Origin of the sequence: Streptococcus oralis subsp. dentisani (genome assembly GCF_002860905.1) — a bacterium.
Taxonomy (GTDB): Bacteria; Bacillota; Bacilli; order Lactobacillales; family Streptococcaceae; genus Streptococcus; species Streptococcus oralis_BA.
Genome location: NZ_PKIG01000001.1, coordinates 519,609 through 538,905 on the forward strand (window position 1 = coordinate 519,609; position 19,297 = coordinate 538,905).

Genomic DNA, 19,297 nt, shown 5'->3' on the forward strand with positions numbered 1-19,297 from the left:
CTCCTTGATAGTTTGAATGATAAAAACAGGTAATTAAAACTAGTATAACTCAGGTATTCGGTAGAAGGCAAGTATTTATAATCATTTTTCTGAGCAAAAGCAAAAGAGACCAAAAAATCCAGTCTTCTTCTAGTCTATTTTGATAAAACAATGCGATCAGACGCTTCTCTATCCATATCGTCGATAATCATCTGATTGCCATTGATTGCATAAATATTGACATCATCCCCAATAATCATACGTTGATTAGCGGCATCGAAGCTAACCTGCTTGATTTCTTGTTCCCCGTCAGTTTCTACCTGTGTCCAAGTACCAGTTGTACCAGTCACTACCAAAGTGATACGGTCTCTTTCGTCCTGACCAGTATAAGTTCCATCAATATTAGTTGGTTGAGCCTCAGGCGTATTTTGTGAAGAACTTGTCGCTGCCTGGTTACTATTTTCTGTGGAAGATGAAGCAGCAGGTTGTGATTGCTGAGTTTGTTGTGTTTGCGATTAAGTTGCTGGTTGTTGAATCTGTTGAGCTCTTTGTGAACAAGCTACTAAGAGACTAAGACTTGCTAGAGAAGCAAGAGAAAGTGTGAATCTTTTTAATTTCATGATGAATTTCCTTTCTGCTACCAGTTTACAGAATTTTTTCCTTCTAACTAGTAGTTTTCCTAGTATAACAAGTTCAAAAAAGAGGTCAATTCATCTGCTCATGGGCCAGCAAGTAGCCCCGTACTTCTGAGATAAAATAGAGAGACCCTGTAATGAATAACAAGTCTTGAGTATCTGCTCTTTCTTCGAAACTGCTGATAAATTCGCGATAAGAAGGAACTATATCGTAACCTGTTACATCTGTCTCATCCAGAGAACCTTGATAGTCAAAACCAGTCACCTTGAGTTCCACCTGAGGCAAATTCTCAGTCAGATAAGCCAACATCCCTTGATAATCCTTCCGTTTCAAGGCTCCAAATAGGATTCGAGGACGATATCCTTCCTGCTCTTTTTCTTTGACAAACTCCACCAGGCGAGTCAAGGCAGGGAGGTTATGGGCACCGTCCAAGTATATCTGCGGACGAATACGCTCCAAACGCCCAGCCCAATGGGTCTTCTCCAAAGCCTGTCTTACAACCTGCTCATCAACAGCTTCCTTTCTTTCTCCCATAAAAAGAAGAAACGTTTGCAACGCTAAAGCCGCATTTTCCTGCTGATAAGCTCCTTCTAAACCTATTTTCAACTGTGAAAGGTTAGCCAAAGAGCTTGAAAAATTCCCATTCAGCATTGAAAAATCCTGACCTGCCTGATAAAGGTCAACAGCTAAAGAGTCTGCTTTTTTCTGACAAACAAGCCTAGCTTCTGAAGTCAACTTAGCAATCACTGCCTTTTTACCATCCTTAAAAATACCAGCTTTCTGCTCTGCAATTGCTGCTATACTGTCACCCAGAGTCTCCTGATGATCAAGTCCGATGGAGGTGATGATAGCAATCTCTCCGGTTACCACATTGGTCGTATCAAGTAAGCCACCAATTCCCACTTCTAGTAAAACCAAATCCACCGCTTGCTCCCTAAAGTAGAGAAAAGCAATCAAGGTCAGCAATTCAAAAAAGGACAACTGATCATGGGTTTGCAGAAGCGTTTTCTCCATCTCCTTGACCTGATTAGCCAAACGGATGAAGTCTGCATCAGCTATTGGTTGCCCGTTAATGCAGATTCGATCATTGATAGAGACGATATGAGGGGAGGTAAAGGTCGCAACTTTTTTGCCATGCCCCATAAATAACTCCCTCATAAAAGCAATGGTAGATCCTTTTCCATTAGTTCCTGTTACGTGGATAATAGGATAAGACTTCTCGGGATTCCCCAACAAATCCACCGCTTGCTGTATTCGGCCCAAACCTGATCGAAAATTCAAACCAATCCGACTATGAAGCCATTCTTCTACTTCAAACATATACATCTCCTTAATTACAGGTTCAATCAACTGCCTCAATAAAGTCTCATAACTAACAAAAACGAGGCCAGGATTTTCGTCCCGACCTCTTACCTGGTTAGCTAATCACTAGCAACTATGAATATTAACTTGGGCTAAAAACATCCACTGGATGTTCCAACTCTTCCAATTTCTAGGAGTTGGAGTGATACAGTCTCCCAGACTTACCAGCTCTATCTTATTTCAAGGAGCTGGGCTAAAAACGTCCCCCGGACTTACCAGTTCTCTCTTATTTTAAGGAACTGGGGTAAAAATGTTCACTGAACATTTTTACTCCTCCATAAAACTATTGAAGACTTCTTCAATCATGTTCCATTCGTCTTCTGAGTCTTCTGGGATTGGTTGCAATTCGCCTTCTGTTCCATCTTCGTTTTCGATGAATGAGTAAGCTTGAATTTCAACTTGTCCGTCTTCGTCTTCTTCTGCGTTAACTGGTACTAGAAGAACATAGTTTTTACCAAATTCTTCTTTTCCGTCAATCGTCAAAAGGATTTCAAACAAGGTTTCATTTCCTTGCTCATCTACTAATGTAATTAATTCACGTTCTTCGTGATCGTGGTTATGATCGTGTGACATAGCCTCTCCTTTATATTAAAATTTTCTATCTAAATAATTTTGTAAAATCAGCTGAGCTGCTAACTTATCAATGACTTTCTTGCGCTTATTGCGACTGATATCTGCTTGTTCAATCAACATGCGCTCAGCGGCAACTGTTGTCAAGCGTTCATCCTGATAGTCTACTGGTAAACCAAAAAGCTCTTCTAGCTTTGCTCCGTATGCTTGACTAGCTTCCACGCGCGGTCCGCTTGTATTGTTCATGTTTTTAGGCAAGCCTACTACAAATCGTTCCACCTTGTAAGTATCAACCAACTCCTTAACGCGGTCAAAACCAAATTGGCCTTGCTCCTCATTGATTTGGATGATTTCAAGCCCTTGAGCTGTAAAACCGAGCGGATCGCTAATCGCCACCCCTACCGTTTTTGAACCGACGTCCAATCCCATAATTCTCATAGGTTATAGATCGACTCCTTGTCCTTTAAGGTAGTAGCGGACCAATTCCTCAACGATTTCATCACGCTCATACTTACGGATTTGATTTCGTGCATTATTATAACGAGGAACGTAGGCAGGGTCTCCACTCAATACGTAGCCTACAATTTGGTTAATTGGGTTGTAGCCCTTATCGTTCAACGAAGCATAGACATCAGTCAAAGTTTCGCTAATTTCTTTTTTATTGGAATCGTCCAATTTAAAACGTACTGTTTCTTCAGTAAATCCCATTCTAACACCCTCTTTCCTTAGAATAGTACCATTATAGCATAATTCCTTACCTTCTACAATTCAGGCAGTCTATTTATTTGGATTTTCTATTGTTCTGTCGCGCCATTTGCCAACCTGTCTGAAATATATTTGCTCGGTTCATTCTTCAAGAGATTTTCCAAGCCAATGTTCTTCAAATATTCTAACTGAGAAGCCTTCTTGACATCCAAAACTTGAAAATCAAAACTAGTCGTTGTTTGAAGTTCGGTTGCACTCAATAGTTTAGTTTCAAGCTTAAATCCTGCTAATTTACGAGCTTCTATGATGGACTCATCCTTCTCCTCCGCCTCAAGGAGAGCTTTTTGAGTTTCTTCCACACCATGTTGGTCAATATAGGTCTTCAACTCATCAGAGACTGGACGTTTTTGTTGAATGGTTAGGTTCAAAAAAGTCTTGTCTTTATAAGTAATGGTTTGGGTTTGCTGGCTGCCATCATCTGACTTGGGCAAGACCAAAGTCTTGGTGACAACTGTATTCTTCTCAGCATTTTCAATAACTGGCAATGCCGACTGAAGCGTATCCTTTTCTGTTTTTGTAGCTGGTCCAGTTTCTTTTTTCTGTCCGCAACCAACCAGGACAAAAAGGAAAGCTAGACTAACAAGAACTATTTTTTTCATTTCTTTCTTCTTTCTTTTTGAAATTAAAATAGAATAAGACTGGGAATTGCTCCCAGCCTTGATGTTTATAGAGCTGCACGTAAACGTGCTTCTGCATTTTCTACATTACGGACAGAGCGTGGTAGGAAGGCACGAATATCGTCTTCCTTATAGCCAACTTGCAGGCGTTTTTCATCTACAAGGATTGGGCTCTTTAAAATTCTCGGTGTTTCCATAATCAGATTGAGGACTTCATTGACACTCAAATCTTCAATATCCACTCCAAGGGCTTTGGCATAGCGATTTTTAGACGAAACGATGCTGGCTATTCCGTTATCTGTTTTTGTCAGAATATCCAGTAATTCTTCTCGCGTAATTCCTTCTTTACCAAGATTTTGTTCTTTATAACTTAACTGGTGGGCATTGAGCCAGGTTTTTGCTTTTTTACAGCTAGTACAACTTGAGACTGTATAAATTTTAATCATGTACCTACCCCTTTCGCTACATGTTACTATCAGTTTAGTCTATTATACCATAAAAAACATCCGACTTGCGACCTATTTTTAAATTTTTTTGACTTTTTTCGTCATTTTCGTACTTTTTTCTTGACAAAATGAAATTTACAGCCATTCGTTATATTTCTTGATATAGATTTTTTTCACAATTGTCACACTAATCATATACAAAATAATGATGAAAAGTAAAAAGATGAAATAAATCGGTTTTAAAGGAGTTAGATGAAGTAGGATTGCGAGTGGACTGTAGGGAAGGAAGGTCACAAAGGCTGCAGCCAATAAGGTTGTCACAAGGACTAGCCAAGCTGGACGACTTTGTAAAAAGGGAATTTTGGCTGAACGCAGCATATGGATAACCATGGTCTGTGACCACATGGACTCGATAAACCAACCTGTCTGAAACAAGACAATAAATCCTACGGCAGACTCCGCTCCATGAACATAGGCTTGACCTGTCGTCATGGGTACAATGATAAAATAGAGCAAAATAAAGGTCAAAATATCAAAGGCAGAAGATATAGGCCCCATCCAAACCATGAAACGTGTGATGGACTTAGCTTCCCAGGTATGCGGATTTCTCAAAAAATCTTTATCCACCTTGTCAAAAGGCAAGGCAATACAAGACAAATCATAGACTAGATTTAGGATAATCAAATGGACTGGTGCCATTGGTAAAAATGGCAAAAAGATTCCAGAGACCAATAGGGATAAGATATTCCCAAAATTAGAACTCACTGTCATTTTGATATATTTAGTCATATTGGCATAGACCTTACGCCCTTCAACAAGTCCTTTTTCAAGCACCATGAGATCCTTATCAAGTAGGATAACATCAGCTGTTTCTTTGGCAATATCTACTGCTGTATCAACAGAAATCCCCACATCTGCGACTTTCATAGAAGGAGCATCATTGATTCCATCTCCCATATAGCCGACAGCATGACCATTAGCCTTAAATTGCAAAATAATCCTCGCTTTTTGGTCAGGAGAAAGTTTGGCGAAGACGGTTACCTCCTCTACGGCTTGAGCCAATTCTTGATCACTCATCTGATCAATTTCAGATCCCAACAGCATCTGATTAATATCCAAACCAACCTTTTCACAGACTGCTTGGGTAACTTTTTCGTTGTCTCCCGTCAAAATCTTTGTTTGAACCCCATGTTCTAACAAAGCCTTAATTGCTGGTGCAGCAGATGGTTTAGGAGGATCTAGGAAGGCTAAATAACCAGTTAGAATCATATCCCCTTCATCATCAACTGTATAGGCATGACCTTCTCTCAAACCTGACTTATAGGCCACTCCCAAGACACGCAAACCTTGTTGATTTAGTTGTCTGACTTCTGCTAAAATTTCTTCTCTAATAACATCTGTCAAGGGAGTAATCACTCCTTGGTATTCCGCATAACTGGAAATCGTCAACATTTCCTCTAGGGCACCCTTGGTTACCAAACTAACAACTTCGTGTTCATCCTTAACGATAACACTCATCCGTCTACGTTCAAAATCAAAGGGAAGCTCATCTATTTTTTGAAAAGTTTGAGCCAGATTTTGTAAGAGGGTGTGTTCTTTGGCTTCCTTTTCAGTCCGTTTGATGATGGCTCTGTCCATCAAATTTTTCAAGCCCGTTTGAAAATAAGAATTGAGATAAGCTCGTCTCAAGACGGTCAAATCCAAGCGTCCGTGGATGTCCAAGGGATATTCAAGGACAATTTCGTCTTGGGTTAGAGTTCCTGTCTTATCTGTACACAAAATATCAATCGCCCCTAAGTCCTGTATGGCATTGAGTTTCTTGATAACTACTTTTTCCTTGGCCATAATGATGGAGCCCTTTGCTAGACTGGCCGTGATAATCATAGGAAGCATCTCAGGTGTCAATCCAACACCAACACTCAAAGCAAATACGCCAGCTTCTAACCAATCTCCATCTGTTAAACCATTGGACAAGAAAACGATGGGCACCATGACCAGCATCAAACGAATCAAGAGCCACGAAATACTATTCATCTCCCGCTCAAACGAAGTAGGCTCGTCATAGGTGTTCAAAGTCTGCTCAATGGCCCCCATCATGGTATCATCACCAACTGCTAAAACCACGGCCTTGGCACTACCAGACAAGACATTGGTTCCCATAAAGGCGAGCGCTTCTGCTTCTAGCAGACTATCAGATTGTTGAACTGTTGCCTTGGTCAAGGCCAATTTTTCAACCGATTCACTTTCACCTGTCAAGCCCGACTGTTGTACAAAGAAATCGCGCGACTCAAATAAAAGAAGATCTGCTGGAATCATGTCTCCAGCGCTTAATTTAACCACGTCACCCACTACCAAATCATCGATAGGTACTTCTTGAATTTCTCCTTGACGAATGACAGTCGCTGTGTTGACAATCATTTTTGATAGATTGGTCGCAGCCTTATCACTACGTAGTTCTTGGACAAAGCGTATGCCACCAGAAATGAGGACTAGGACAACGATGATTATAGAAGTCGTCGGATCCTCTTGACCTGGTTTTGCCAACCAGACATTGGTCACCAAGGAAATCACGGCGATGACCAGTAAGATGATCGTAAAAGGATTGATAATGGATTCGTAAATTTTTTTGAGGATACTGTCTTCTTGACCCTTTGTGATGGTATTTTCACCATATAGGTCACGATTTTTCTCCACCTGCTCCTCAGTCAAGCCTGTTAGACTTGTCTTATAAAAAGATAGAGTTTCGTTTAAAGATGTATGAATAGCTGTTGCTAATCTTTCTTTTGTTGTTTTCATTGGTTTCTCCTATCTGTATGAATGATGTGTTTCATACACAGAGACCAATCACTTTATAAGGGCAGAACGACACAAATCAGCGATTGGCTGTGTATGTGCGGTTCCGGATGGTCGTCAATTTGCATCGTCTGTCTCCTTTCTTTGTTTTAAACAGTAGAAAATCCCACCATAAAATGGCAGGATTAAAAAACTAATTATCTGTTTTTCGTTCAAGCTTTAACTCCATAGGGCAATGAAATGAGCTTAGTCTTGGCCTTCGCGACCAGGACTGTTGACCAACGAGTAGTGTCTCCACTGCTTTGCGGTAGTCATCCGTATCCCTATGGTAGCCTCACCTACCGTTTTCGTCTTTCAGTATAAACCTTTAAAATTTAAAAGTCAATTATTTGAGTTGTTTAACTCTTAAATAACTATCAACTCTTTTGGAGCTAGGGTCAATAATTCACAACCTGTCTCTGTAATCAGGATATCATCCTCGATACGAACGCCATATTTGCCTTCGATATAGATACCTGGTTCATCGGTCAAGGCCATACCTGCCTTAATAGTTTCTGTAGAAGTTTGGCTAAAGTAAGGCTCTTCATGGATATCCAGCCCAATACCGTGTCCGATACCGTGAGTAAAGTAGTCGCCATAGCCTGCCTCGATGATGATATCACGAGGAATTTTGTCAAAGTCTCGGAAACCTAATCCTGCCTTAGCCTGGTCAATCAAGGCTTGGTTGGCTTTCAAAACCGTATTGTAAATCTCCGCCTGCTCATCGCTGACATGCCCCAAGTAGATAGTTCGTGTCATATCGCTGACATAGTGCTCATAGAGGCAGCCGAAATCCATGGTAATAGCTTCTCCCAGCTCCACTGGTTTGTGCATTGGATGGGCATGGGGCTTAGAAGAGTTGATTCCGCTAGCTAAGATAGTGTCAAAAGACAAGCCAGATGCTCCCAACTCACGCATGCGGAAGTCAAGGAAGTTGGCAATCTCAATTTCAGTCTTTCCTGGCTTAATAAAGTCAAGCGCATCGCGGAAAGCTTGGTCTGAGATAGAACAAGCCTTGCGAATAGCTGCAATCTCCGCTTCATCCTTAATCATTCGAAGACCTTCGACAAACTGAGTTTGTGGAAGCAAGTCAATTCCTTCAAAGGCTGCCTGCATACGGTGATAATAAGAGACCGAAATCTCATCCTCAAAACCGATTCGAGACAAGCCCATGTCCTTGACAATTCCTGAAATGACAGCCAATTCATCGCGATCTGCTACGATTTCAAACCCACTGGTTTCTTGCTTGGCTGCAATGATATAGCGAGAATCCGTCACCAAGACCTGACGGTCACGGCTGATGAAGACTGTTCCGTTTGAGCCCCAAAAACCAGTCAGGTAATAGACGTTTTTAAGGTTATTGATGATGATACCATCTAGTTCTTTTTCTTGCATTTTAGTTAGAAATGCTTGTACACGTTTATTCATGATGTAACTTTCCTTTCAAATACTGTCCTGTGTAGCTGGCTTCGTTGGCCGCTACTTCTTCTGGAGTTCCTGTTGCGATGATGGTTCCACCACCGACACCGCCCTCAGGTCCCAAGTCAATAATATGGTCTGCCGTCTTAATAACATCTAGATTGTGCTCGATAACAAGGACTGTATTGCCATCGTCTACAAAGCGAGCTAAAACCTTGAGCAAGCGAGCTATATCCTCGGTATGAAGACCTGTCGTCGGCTCATCCAGAATGTAGAAAGATTTTCCTGTCGATCGTTTGTGAAGTTCACTAGCCAACTTCATACGCTGGGCTTCTCCCCCAGAAAGGGTGGTAGCTGGTTGCCCTAGCGTTACATATCCCAGTCCCACATCCTTGATGGTCTGAAGTTTGCGTTGAATCTTGGGAATGTGTTGGAAGAATTCTACCGCATCGTTGACAGTCATGTCCAAGACCTGCGAGATATTCTTTTCCTTGTAGTGGACTTCTAGGGTTTCACTGTTGTAGCGAGTCCCGTGGCAGACTTCACAAGCCACGTAAACATCTGGCAAGAAGTGCATCTCAATCTTGATAATCCCGTCACCTGAGCAGGCTTCACAACGACCGCCCTTGACATTGAAACTGAAACGTCCCTTCTTGTAGCCTCGAATCTTGGCTTCATTTGTCTGGGCAAATAGGTCACGTATATCGTCAAAAACTCCTGTATAGGTAGCTGGGTTAGACCTTGGTGTTCGTCCGATAGGGCTCTGGTCAATATCAATCAAACGATCAACATGCTCAATCCCTGTAATCGTCTTGAATTTACCAGGCTTGTCTGAATTACGGTTGAGCTTCTGGGCAATAGCTTTTTTGAGAATGCTATTGATTAGGGTCGATTTTCCTGAACCTGATACACCTGTCACCGCGATGAATTTTCCTAGTGGGAATCGAACAGTAATATTTTGCAAGTTGTTCTCACGCGCTCCTGTCACTTCTATAAAACGACCATTACCGACACGACGCTCTTCTGGTACTGGAATGGCACGTTTGCCTGACAAGTACTGACCTGTGATAGACTTGCTATTGCGAGCAACCTGCTTGGGCGTACCCGCAGCAACAATCTCCCCACCAAAAACACCCGCACCAGGACCAACGTCAATCAGATAATCCGCTTCGCGCATGGTATCTTCATCATGTTCCACCACAATGAGTGTATTACCCAAGTCACGCATCTTTTTGAGACTGGCAATAAGACGGTCATTGTCCCTCTGGTGAAGACCAATTGACGGCTCATCTAGGATATAGAGGACACCTGATAGGTTAGAACCAATCTGGGTTGCCAAGCGAATACGCTGACTTTCCCCACCTGAAAGGGTTCCTGCCGAACGAGACAGGGTCAGATAGTTAAGACCCACGTTATTAAGGAAGGTCAAACGATCCTTGATTTCCTTGAGAATAGGACGAGCAATGATGGCTTCATTTTCAGATAAGGTTAGCTGACTCACCAATTCCAAGTGATCTGCAATAGACAGGTCTGAAATTTCTCCGATATGTGGCCCTTGCTCACCACCCACGCGGACAGATAAGGCCTGGTCATTGAGGCGATAACCATGACAAGTTCCGCAGGTCAGCTCATTCATGTAGAGGCGCATCTGGGTGCGAGTGTAGTCGCTGTTTGTCTCGTGATAGCGACGCTTGATATTATTGACAACTCCCTCAAAAGGAATGTCAATATCACGCACACCGCCAAATTCATTCTCATAGTGGAAATGGAATTCCTTGCCATCTGAGCCGTAGAGAATCAAGTTTTTGTCTTCTTCTGACAAGTCCTCAAAAGGCTTATCCATATCCACTCCAAAGGCCGTCATAGCCTGCTCTAGCATGTTTGGATAGTAGTTGGATGAGATAGGATTCCAAGGTGCTAGCGCTCCCTCACGTAAGGTTTTGCTGGCATCTGGTACTACCAAATCAGTATCCACCTCCAGCTTGATGCCCAAGCCGTCACACTCACTACAAGAACCAAAAGGAGCATTGAAGGAGAAGAGACGCGGCTCTAACTCTGGAACAGTAAATCCACAAACTGGGCAGGCATAATGCTCAGAGAAGAGCAACTCAGAGTCGTCCATAGTGTCGATAATGACATAACCTTCTGCAATACGAAGGGCAGCCTCAATGGAATCAAAGAGACGACTACGGATACCCTCCTTGATAACAATACGGTCAACCACGACATCAATATTGTGTTGCTTGCTCTTGGACAACTCTGGCACTTCGGTCACATCATAGACTTCCCCATCCACACGAACACGAACATACCCATCTTTCTGAATCTTTTCAACAACGCTCTTGTGCTGTCCTTTTTTCTTACGGATGACTGGGGCTAAGATTTGCAGGCGCTGGCGTTCTGGCAACTCTAAGACCTTATCCACGATTTGCTCCACAGAAGAAGCTTTAATAGCCCCGTGTCCGTTGATACAGTAAGGCGTCCCCACACGCGCGTAGAGGAGACGCAGATAGTCATTGATTTCAGTCGTTGTTCCCACCGTCGAGCGAGGGTTTTTGCTAGTCGTTTTCTGGTCGATGGAAATAGCTGGACTGAGACCATCAATAGCATCTACATCAGGCTTCTCCATATTTCCCAAAAACTGACGGGCATAGGCTGACAAACTCTCCACATAGCGACGTTGTCCCTCCGCATAGAGGGTATCAAAGGCCAGACTGGATTTCCCTGAACCTGACAAGCCTGTCACGACAACCAGCTTGTCACGTGGAATCTCCACATCAATATTTTTTAAATTATGGGCACGCGCCCCATGAATGACAATTTTATCTTGCATCTTTGTTCTTTCTAGTCCATTATTGCTTACCATTATACCAAAAAAAGTGAGATTCTATTACCCAAAAGGCCGATTTTGTAGTATAATAGTACGGTGTGAAAAAATCTGAAAAATGAGAAAGGATAAGGGATATGAAACAAGTTTTTCTCTCTACAACAACTGAATTTAAAGAGATCGATACGCTTGAACCGGGTACTTGGATCAATCTCGTCAATCCGACTCAAAATGAATCACTCGAAATCGCTAACGCCTTCGATATTGATATTGCCGACCTCCGAGCACCGCTCGATGCGGAAGAAATGTCTCGTATTACCATTGAAGACGAGTACACCCTGATTATCGTTGACGTGCCTGTCACAGAAGAAAGAAATAACCGCACCTACTACGTCACCATCCCGCTTGGTATTATCATCACTGAGGAAACCATTATCACTACGTGTTTGGAACCATTACCAGTCCTTGATGTCTTTATCAACCGTCGTTTGCGTAATTTCTATACCTTCATGCGCTCACGTTTTATCTTCCAGATTCTCTATCGCAATGCAGAACTTTACCTAACAGCCCTTCGTTCGATTGACCGTAAGAGTGAACAAATCGAAAGTCAACTGCATCAATCAACTCGTAATGAAGAATTGATTGAGCTCATGGAATTGGAAAAAACTATCGTCTATTTCAAGGCTTCCCTCAAAACAAATGAGCGTGTGATTAAGAAATTGACCAGCTCAACCAGCAATATCAAGAAATACCTTGAGGACGAAGACCTGCTTGAAGATACCCTGATTGAAACCCAACAGGCCATCGAGATGGCAGACATTTATGGAAACGTCTTGCACTCTATGACAGAGACCTTTGCCTCTATCATTTCCAACAACCAGAACAACATCATGAAAACCTTGGCCCTTGTGACCATCGTCATGTCCATCCCAACCATGGTCTTTTCTGCCTACGGGATGAACTTTAAGGATAATGAAATCCCCCTAAACGGTGAACCAAATGCTTTTTGGTTAATCGTCTTTATCGCCTTTGCTATGAGTGTCTCGCTCACTCTCTATCTCATCCATAAAAAATGGTTCTAAGAGGAGTTCCTATGTCTCAGATTGATCTACAAAAATTAACTAAGAAAAACCAAGAGTTTGTCCACATCGCTACCCAACAATTCATCAAAGATGGAAAATCAGACGCTGAAATCAAGGCTATTTTTGAGGAAGTCATTCCTCAAATTCTTGAAGAACAAGCCAAGGGTACGACTGCTCGTTCCCTCTATGGCGCACCGACCCACTGGGCTCATAGTTTCACTGTCAAGGAACAATATGAAAAAGAGCATCCAAAAGAAAATGATGATCCAAAACTCATGATTATGGACTCAGCTCTTTTCATCACTAGCCTCTTTGCCCTCGTCAGCGCACTCACAACCTTCTTTGCGGCAGATCAAGCTTTCGGCTATGGATTGATTACTCTCCTCTTAGTTGGACTGGTTGGTGGATTTGCCTTCTACTTGATGTACTACTTTGTTTACCAATACTACGGGCCTGATATGGATCGCAGTCAACGTCCACCTTTCTGGAAATCTGTACTGGTTATCCTAGCTTCTATGTTCCTTTGGTTGCTTGTCTTCTTTGCAACAAGCTTCCTACCAACTAGCCTTAACCCCGTACTTGCTCCAGTGCCACTGGCTATTATCGGAGCAGCCCTCCTAGCCCTTCGCTTCTATCTCAAGAAACGCTTGAACATCCGCAGCGCAAGCGCAGGACCAACACGCTATTAAGAAGAATGATAAAAGCAACTGCAGGTGCGGTTGCTTTTTCACTTACTTTCTTGATTTTAAAGTATTCTTCTGACATCCCACATAGCTTTCTCTTATCTTTTGTGATAAAATAGGCTCATACTCAATGAAAATCAAAGAGCAAACTAGGAAGCTAGCCGCAGGCTGTACTTGAGTACGGCAAGGCAAAGCTGACGTGGTTTGAAGAGATTTTCGAAGAGTATTAAAAGTATTCTTCTGACATCCCACATAGCTTTCTCTTATCTTTTGTGATAAAATAGGCTCAATCTATTTCTAGGAGGATGAGATATGATTTCTACTATCGGTATTGTTAGTTTATCTAGTGGCATTATCGGAGAGGACTTTGTCAAACATGAAGTGGACTTGGGTGTCCAACGTCTCAAGGACCTGGGACTCAATCCTATCTTTTTGCCCCATTCGCAAAAAGGATTAGACTTTATCAAGGACCATCCTGAAGCTCGTGCAGAGGATTTGATTCATGCCTTTTCTGATGATAGCATCGATATGATCCTTTGTGCCATCGGTGGAGACGATACCTATCGCTTACTACCTTATCTTTTTGAAAATGACCAACTCCAAAAGGTTATCAAACAAAAAATTTTTCTTGGCTTCTCAGATACAACCATGAACCATCTCATGTTGCATAAACTAGGAATCAAGACTTTTTATGGGCAATCCTTTTTAGCAGACATTTGTGAATTGGACAAGGAAATGCTAGCCTATAGCCTTCACTACTTCAAAGAATTGATTGAGACTGGAAGAATCTCAGAAATCCGCCCTAGTCACGTTTGGTATGAGGAAAGGACTGACTTCAGTCCCAAGGCTCTGGGAACACCTCGTATCAATCATACAAATACTGGTTTTGACTTGTTACAAGGAAATGCCCAGTTCGAGGGAGAAATCCTCGGTGGTTGCCTCGAATCTCTCTACGATATCTTTGACAACTCTCGATACGCAGACAGCACGGAGCTCTGCCAAAAATACAAACTTTTCCCTGACTTGTCAGACTGGGAAGGAAAAATTCTCTTGCTAGAGACAAGCGAAGAAAAGCCTGAGCCAGAAGACTTCAAAAAGATGTTGCGGGCTTTGAAAGACACTGGGATATTCGAAGTCATCAGCGGACTCTTGGTCGGGAAACCTATGGATGAAACTTTCTATGATGACTATAAAGACGCACTATTGGATATCATTGATAGCAATATCCCGATTGTCTATAATTTGAATGTCGGCCACGCAACTCCAAGAGCAATTGTCCCCTTTGGGGTCCATGCTCATGTAGATGCACAGGAACAAGTCATTCGCTTTGACTATAACAAAAAATAAATAGTTTCTCTATTTTTGTGCTTTTGTATTGGTTTTCGTTACAATTTGTATCTGAATTTATTGCATTTCGCTAATTTCTATGGTATCCTTTTAAAGGAGGTGTATATGACAAAACAAAAAATTAATCGAATCGTAGGTTCTATTGGTGCCTTTATTGGAATTATAGTATTTATTGCCTACATACCTCAAATTATCGCTAATTTACAAGGAAATAAAGCTCAACCATTTCAACCTTTATCAGCTGCAATATCTTGCTTAATCTGGGTTATTTATGGATGGACAAAGGAACCTAAGAAGGATTGGATACTAATCATTCCAAATTCAGCTGGTGTTATTTTAGGTGGAATCACTTTTCTGACTTCACTCTAACAAATATACTAGTATATATAAAAAGCTGGGAAGAGTTTCTCAGCTTTTTTCTATATTCTCAAATATTCTAGTTACCTATACTCGCTAATTGCTGCTTTTCCACTCACAATCATTCTCGTGGTCATCAACTAGGCCTGCAGCCTGTAGAAAAGACAAGACGGCGACTGGGCCTGTGAACTTGAAGCCTCGTTTTTTGAGATCTTTGGCTAATTTCTCAGACAAGGGTGTTTTAGCTGGGGCTTGGCGGTAGTCGGGAACATCATTAACGATCGTTTTCCCCTCAACAAAAGACCAAAGATAGGCATCAAAAGAGCCATATTCTTCCTGTAGTCGTAAAAATGCTTGGGCGTTAGCGCGTGTAGCAAAAATCTTGGCTCTATTTCGGATGATGGCTGGATTCTCCAGCAAGTTTTCCAATTCGGCATCTGTCATTTCTGCGACCGCTTGAATTTGATAGCCATGAAAGGCTTCTCGGAAAGCTTGGCGTTTGTTGAGTACCGTTTCCCAAGACAGGCCATGTTGAGGCGGTAAGTTTGCTAGTCAAGGAGTAAAACGACGAAGATTAGCATTTACTTCCGCCCATGCGATAGCTGTCCGTGATTGACAAGTGCTAGCACGCAGACAGAACGGAGATAGCGAACCGCTGAGTGTGTCGCTCTGCTCGTAAAAGCTTAGAAACCTTTGAACGAAAGGGATAATGAAAGCCTTGATTGCAAGGCTTTTTGCTTTATGGTGGGTAAGTATCAGAGTGAGAAAATTTTTGGAATGAGTAGAAGTGATAGCTAGAAATTATCAGTTTCTATTTCCATTTACCCTGTGGGTACGTGTTTGTTTCCATTGACAAGGAGTTTGTGGGAATAGAAATGTACCCACCTTGTTTGAATCAAGTGAAGTGTAGTTGAAGGAAATCTGTTGAAAGCAATACTTCATTTTACCGAATAAGTAATAATTTAGGCAACTTCAAATCGATTAAAAAAAACTATTTTAAAGGTTAAGAGTAGACAAAAATTGTCCACTCTTTTTTGCAAACTCAATTTATCAATAAATGAAATGAGGGAATGTAAAATGAAATATTTTGAGGTTGAGTTAGAAAATCCTGATGAATTTTTAAAACTACAAACAGAAGATTTTGTGAAAGCTAATCGCTTGCTACTAAGGAAGATAATCCAGAGCGTTACAGTCTATGAAGAAAACTTCGTCATATCCTTTAAATCTGGCATCGAATTGGAAGTATGAGTCTCATTCCATAACTTTTATATTGAACATATCATCTTGTTGTGTTATACTATAAATTGATATAAACAAAGATGTAGGAGGAACCGAAACTATGACAGCCTCAATGCGTTTAAGATAAGCTGGCAATAAAAAAAGCAGAATCTATACCCGATGATAGGCTTTTTTGTTGTGCTTATTTATACGATATTGAGCATTCATTAGTTACGGTGAGGATATTGGTTATTTAACTATACCTTTATTTAACTATGTCTTTAATATGAATGTTTCCAAATTGTATGTATGCAGACCAAAAGCCACATTGTGGGGTTTGGCCTGCATTTTTTATTGCCTAGAATGCTATTCAAAATAGAAATTCAAGCAAAATAATATGCAGGAGATAATATAAATGGAAAAATACAACAATTGGAAACGAAAATTTTATGCAATATGGGCAGGGCAAGCAGTATCATTAATCACTAGTGCCATCCTGCAAATGGCGATTATTTTTTACCTTACAGAAAAAACAGGATCTGCGATGGTCTTGTCTATGGCTTCATTAGTAGGTTTTTTACCCTATGCGATTTTGGGACCTGCCATTGGTGTGCTAGTGGATCGTCATGATAGGAAGAAGATAATGATTGGTGCCGATTTAATTATCGCAGCAGCTGGTGCAGTGCTTGCTATTGTTGCATTCTGTATGGAGCTACCTGTCTGGATGATTATGATAGTATTGTTTATCCGTAGCATTGGAACAGCTTTTCATACCCCAGCACTCAATGCGGTTACACCACTTTTAGTACCAGAAGAACAGCTAACGAAATGCGCAGGCTATAGTCAGTCTTTGCAGTCTATAAGCTATATTGTTAGTCCGGCAGTTGCAGCACTCTTATACTCCGTTTGGGATTTAAATGCTATTATTGCCATCGACGTATTGGGTGCTGTGATTGCATCTATTACGGTAGCAATTGTACGTATACCTAAGCTGGGTAATCAAGTGCAAAGTTTAGAACCAAATTTCATAAGGGAGATGAAAGAAGGAGTTGTGGTTCTGAGACAAAACAAAGGATTGTTTGCCTTATTACTCTTAGGAACACTATATACTTTTGTTTATATGCCAATCAATGCACTATTTCCTTTAATAAGCATGGAACACTTTAATGGAACGCCTGTGCATATTTCTATTACGGAAATTTCCTTTGCATTTGGGATGCTAGCAGGAGGCTTATTATTAGGAAGATTAGGGGGCTTCGAAAAGCATGTATTACTAATAACAAGTTCATTTTTTATAATGGGGACCAGTTTAGCCGTTTCGGGAATACTTCCTCCAAATGGATTTGTAATATTCGTAGTTTGCTGTGCAATAATGGGGCTTTCGGTGCCATTTTATAGCGGTGTGCAAACAGCTCTTTTTCAGGAGAAAATTAAGCCTGAATATTTAGGACGTGTATTTTCTTTGATCGGAAGTATCATGTCACTTGCTATGCCAATTGGGTTAATTCTTTCTGGATTCTTTGCTGATAAAATCGGTGTAAATCATTGGTTTTTACTATCAGGTATTTTAATTATTGGCATTGCTATAGTTTGCCAAATGATAACTGAGGTTAGAAAATTAGATTTAAAATAAACAATATTGGAGGAAATGTTATGGAATTAATATTAAAAGCAAAAGACATTCGTGTGGAATTCAAAGGACGCGATGTTTTAGATATAAATGAATTAGAAGTATATGATTATGACCGTATTGGTTTAGTAGGAGCAAATGGTGCTGGAAAAAGCACTTTACTCAGGGTACTTTTAGGAGAATTAACTCCCCCAGGATGTAAAATGAATCGTCTGGGTGAACTTGCCTATATTCCCCAGTTGGACGAAGTAACTCTGCAGGAGGAAAAAGATTTTGCACTTGTAGGCAAGCTAGGTGTTGAGCAATTAAATATACAGACTATGAGCGGTGGTGAAGAAACAAGGCTTAAAATAGCACAGGCCTTATCGGCACAGGTTCATGGTATTTTAGCGGATGAACCTACGAGCCATTTAGACCGTGAAGGAATTGATTTTCTAATAGGACAGCTAAAATATTTTACAGGTGCACTGTTAGTTATTAGCCATGACCGCTATTTTCTTGATGAAATAGTAGATAAAATATGGGAACTGAAAGATGGCAAAATCACTGAGTATTGGGGAAACTATTCTGATTATCTTCGTCAGAAAGAGGAAGAACGTAAGAGCCAAGCTGCAGAATACGAACAATTTATTGCGGAACGTGCCCGATTGGAAAGGGCTGCGGAGGAAAAGCGAAAACAGGCTCGTAAAATAGAACAGAAGGCAAAAGGTTCTTCAAAGAAAAAAAGTACTGAAGACGGAGGGCGTTTAGCTCATCAAAAATCAATAGGAAGTAAGGAAAAAAAGATGTATAATGCTGCTAAAACCCTAGAGCACAGGATTGCGGCCTTAGGAAAAGTAGAAGCTCCGGAAGGCATTCGCAGAATTCGTTTCAGGCAAAGTAAAGCATTGGAGCTCCATAATCCATACCCTATAGTCGGTGCAGAAATTAATAAAGTATTTGGGGATAAGGCTCTGTTTGAAAATGCATCTTTTCAAATTCCGTTAGGAGCAAAAGTGGCGTTAACTGGTGGTAATGGAATCGGAAAAACAACTTTAATCCAAATGATCTTAAACCATGAAGAAGGAATTTCTATTTCGCCTAAGGCAAAAATAGGTTACTTTGCACAGAATGGTTACAAGTACAACAGTAATCAGAATGTTATGGAGTTTATGCAGAAGGATTGTGACTACAATATATCAGAAATTCGTTCAGTGCTAGCATCTATGGGGTTCAAACAGAACGATATTGGAAAAAGTTTATCTGTTTTAAGCGGTGGAGAAATTATAAAATTGTTGCTTGCTAAAATGCTCATGGGTAGATATAACATCCTAATAATGGATGAACCCAGTAACTTCCTTGACATACCAAGTTTAGAGGCTTTGGAAATACTAATGAAGGAGTACACCGGAACTATCGTGTTTATCACCCACGATAAACGATTACTCGAAAATGTAGCAGATGTAGTTTATGAAATTAGAGATAAGAAAATAAATCTGAAACATTAAATTTAAGGTAGTCGCTGGTCAGTATAGTCTGTTCTGGTTG

16 protein-coding genes, 2 pseudogenes and 1 riboswitch are annotated in these 19,297 nt (G+C 41.0%); of the genes and pseudogenes, 7 read left to right on the forward strand and 11 right to left on the reverse strand.

The window, feature by feature from the left end:
- Positions 1-134 precede the first annotated feature (134 nt).
- From CYK16_RS02540 to uvrA, 10 genes and pseudogenes are all read right to left on the reverse strand, one after another.
- Positions 135-599 (reverse strand): annotated as a pseudogene (locus CYK16_RS02540) (SP_0198 family lipoprotein).
- An 85-nt stretch (positions 600-684) separates the two neighbouring features.
- Positions 685-1,935, reverse strand: a complete 1,251-nt coding sequence (locus CYK16_RS02545) for a folylpolyglutamate synthase/dihydrofolate synthase family protein (protein WP_060805941.1) — start codon at positions 1,933-1,935, stop codon at positions 685-687.
- Positions 1,936-2,244: 309 nt separating this feature from the next.
- Positions 2,245-2,550 carry a DUF1292 domain-containing protein gene (locus CYK16_RS02550; RefSeq protein WP_000017620.1) on the reverse strand — a complete coding sequence of 102 codons (306 nt, stop codon included), beginning with the start codon at positions 2,548-2,550 and terminating at the stop codon, positions 2,245-2,247.
- A gap of 15 nt (positions 2,551-2,565) precedes the next feature.
- The gene (ruvX, locus tag CYK16_RS02555) at positions 2,566-2,985 is read right to left on the reverse strand and encodes a Holliday junction resolvase RuvX (protein WP_004239076.1); all 420 of its coding nucleotides are present in this window, start codon (positions 2,983-2,985) and stop codon (positions 2,566-2,568) included.
- 3 nt (positions 2,986-2,988) lie between these two features.
- The gene (locus tag CYK16_RS02560) at positions 2,989-3,255 is read right to left on the reverse strand and encodes an IreB family regulatory phosphoprotein (protein WP_000507059.1); all 267 of its coding nucleotides are present in this window, start codon (positions 3,253-3,255) and stop codon (positions 2,989-2,991) included.
- Between the two features lie 86 nt (positions 3,256-3,341).
- Positions 3,342-3,911 (reverse strand): SP0191 family lipoprotein, encoded by a 570-nt coding sequence (locus tag CYK16_RS02565; RefSeq protein WP_000725132.1) that lies wholly within the window; start codon positions 3,909-3,911, stop codon positions 3,342-3,344.
- Between the two features lie 65 nt (positions 3,912-3,976).
- Positions 3,977-4,375, reverse strand: coding sequence for a transcriptional regulator Spx (gene spx / locus CYK16_RS02570; RefSeq protein ID WP_000591165.1), 399 nt, complete (start codon positions 4,373-4,375; stop codon positions 3,977-3,979).
- A gap of 135 nt (positions 4,376-4,510) precedes the next feature.
- A complete protein-coding gene (gene mgtA / locus CYK16_RS02580) occupies positions 4,511-7,171 on the reverse strand; it encodes a magnesium-translocating P-type ATPase (RefSeq protein ID WP_060805940.1) in 2,661 nt (886 codons plus the stop codon).
- Positions 7,172-7,365: 194 nt separating this feature from the next.
- Positions 7,366-7,516: riboswitch (M-box (ykoK) riboswitch) on the reverse strand.
- Between the two features lie 57 nt (positions 7,517-7,573).
- Positions 7,574-8,635, reverse strand: coding sequence for a M24 family metallopeptidase (locus CYK16_RS02585; protein ID WP_060805939.1), 1,062 nt, complete (start codon positions 8,633-8,635; stop codon positions 7,574-7,576).
- A complete protein-coding gene (gene uvrA, locus CYK16_RS02590) occupies positions 8,628-11,459 on the reverse strand; it encodes an excinuclease ABC subunit UvrA (protein WP_060805938.1) in 2,832 nt (943 codons plus the stop codon). The genes CYK16_RS02585 and uvrA overlap by 8 nt, the downstream gene beginning before the upstream one ends.
- 131 nt (positions 11,460-11,590) lie before the next feature.
- On the opposite strand from uvrA, the gene CYK16_RS02595 reads away from it, so the two are divergent.
- From CYK16_RS02595 to CYK16_RS02615, 4 genes are all read left to right on the forward strand, one after another.
- Positions 11,591-12,535 carry a magnesium transporter CorA family protein gene (locus CYK16_RS02595; protein ID WP_000815623.1) on the forward strand — a complete coding sequence of 315 codons (945 nt, stop codon included), beginning with the start codon at positions 11,591-11,593 and terminating at the stop codon, positions 12,533-12,535.
- A gap of 11 nt (positions 12,536-12,546) precedes the next feature.
- On the forward strand, positions 12,547-13,224 hold the full coding sequence (locus CYK16_RS02600) for a DUF1129 domain-containing protein (RefSeq protein ID WP_060805937.1): 678 nt from the start codon (positions 12,547-12,549) through the stop codon (positions 13,222-13,224).
- Between the two features lie 306 nt (positions 13,225-13,530).
- A complete protein-coding gene (locus CYK16_RS02610; RefSeq protein ID WP_101776612.1) occupies positions 13,531-14,565 on the forward strand; it encodes a S66 family peptidase in 1,035 nt (344 codons plus the stop codon).
- 105 nt (positions 14,566-14,670) lie between these two features.
- Positions 14,671-14,934, forward strand: a complete 264-nt coding sequence (locus CYK16_RS02615) for a SemiSWEET family transporter (RefSeq protein ID WP_000166114.1) — start codon at positions 14,671-14,673, stop codon at positions 14,932-14,934.
- 84 nt (positions 14,935-15,018) lie between these two features.
- Here the strand turns inward: CYK16_RS02615 and CYK16_RS02620 are convergent.
- Positions 15,019-15,456, reverse strand: a pseudogene (locus tag CYK16_RS02620) (DNA-3-methyladenine glycosylase I); the annotation flags it as partial.
- 543 nt (positions 15,457-15,999) lie between these two features.
- Between CYK16_RS02620 and CYK16_RS02625 the strand changes: the two are divergent.
- The 3 genes from CYK16_RS02625 (at position 16,000) to msr(D) (ending at position 19,257) form a co-directional block, all read left to right on the forward strand.
- On the forward strand, positions 16,000-16,170 hold the full coding sequence (locus tag CYK16_RS02625; protein WP_000873143.1) for a hypothetical protein: 171 nt from the start codon (positions 16,000-16,002) through the stop codon (positions 16,168-16,170).
- A 385-nt stretch (positions 16,171-16,555) separates the two neighbouring features.
- Positions 16,556-17,773 carry a macrolide efflux MFS transporter Mef(A) gene (gene mef(A), locus CYK16_RS02630; protein ID WP_000417519.1) on the forward strand — a complete coding sequence of 406 codons (1,218 nt, stop codon included), beginning with the start codon at positions 16,556-16,558 and terminating at the stop codon, positions 17,771-17,773.
- 20 nt (positions 17,774-17,793) lie between these two features.
- A complete protein-coding gene (msr(D), locus tag CYK16_RS02635; protein WP_000420313.1) occupies positions 17,794-19,257 on the forward strand; it encodes an ABC-F type ribosomal protection protein Msr(D) in 1,464 nt (487 codons plus the stop codon).
- Positions 19,258-19,297: the final 40 nt, after the last annotated feature.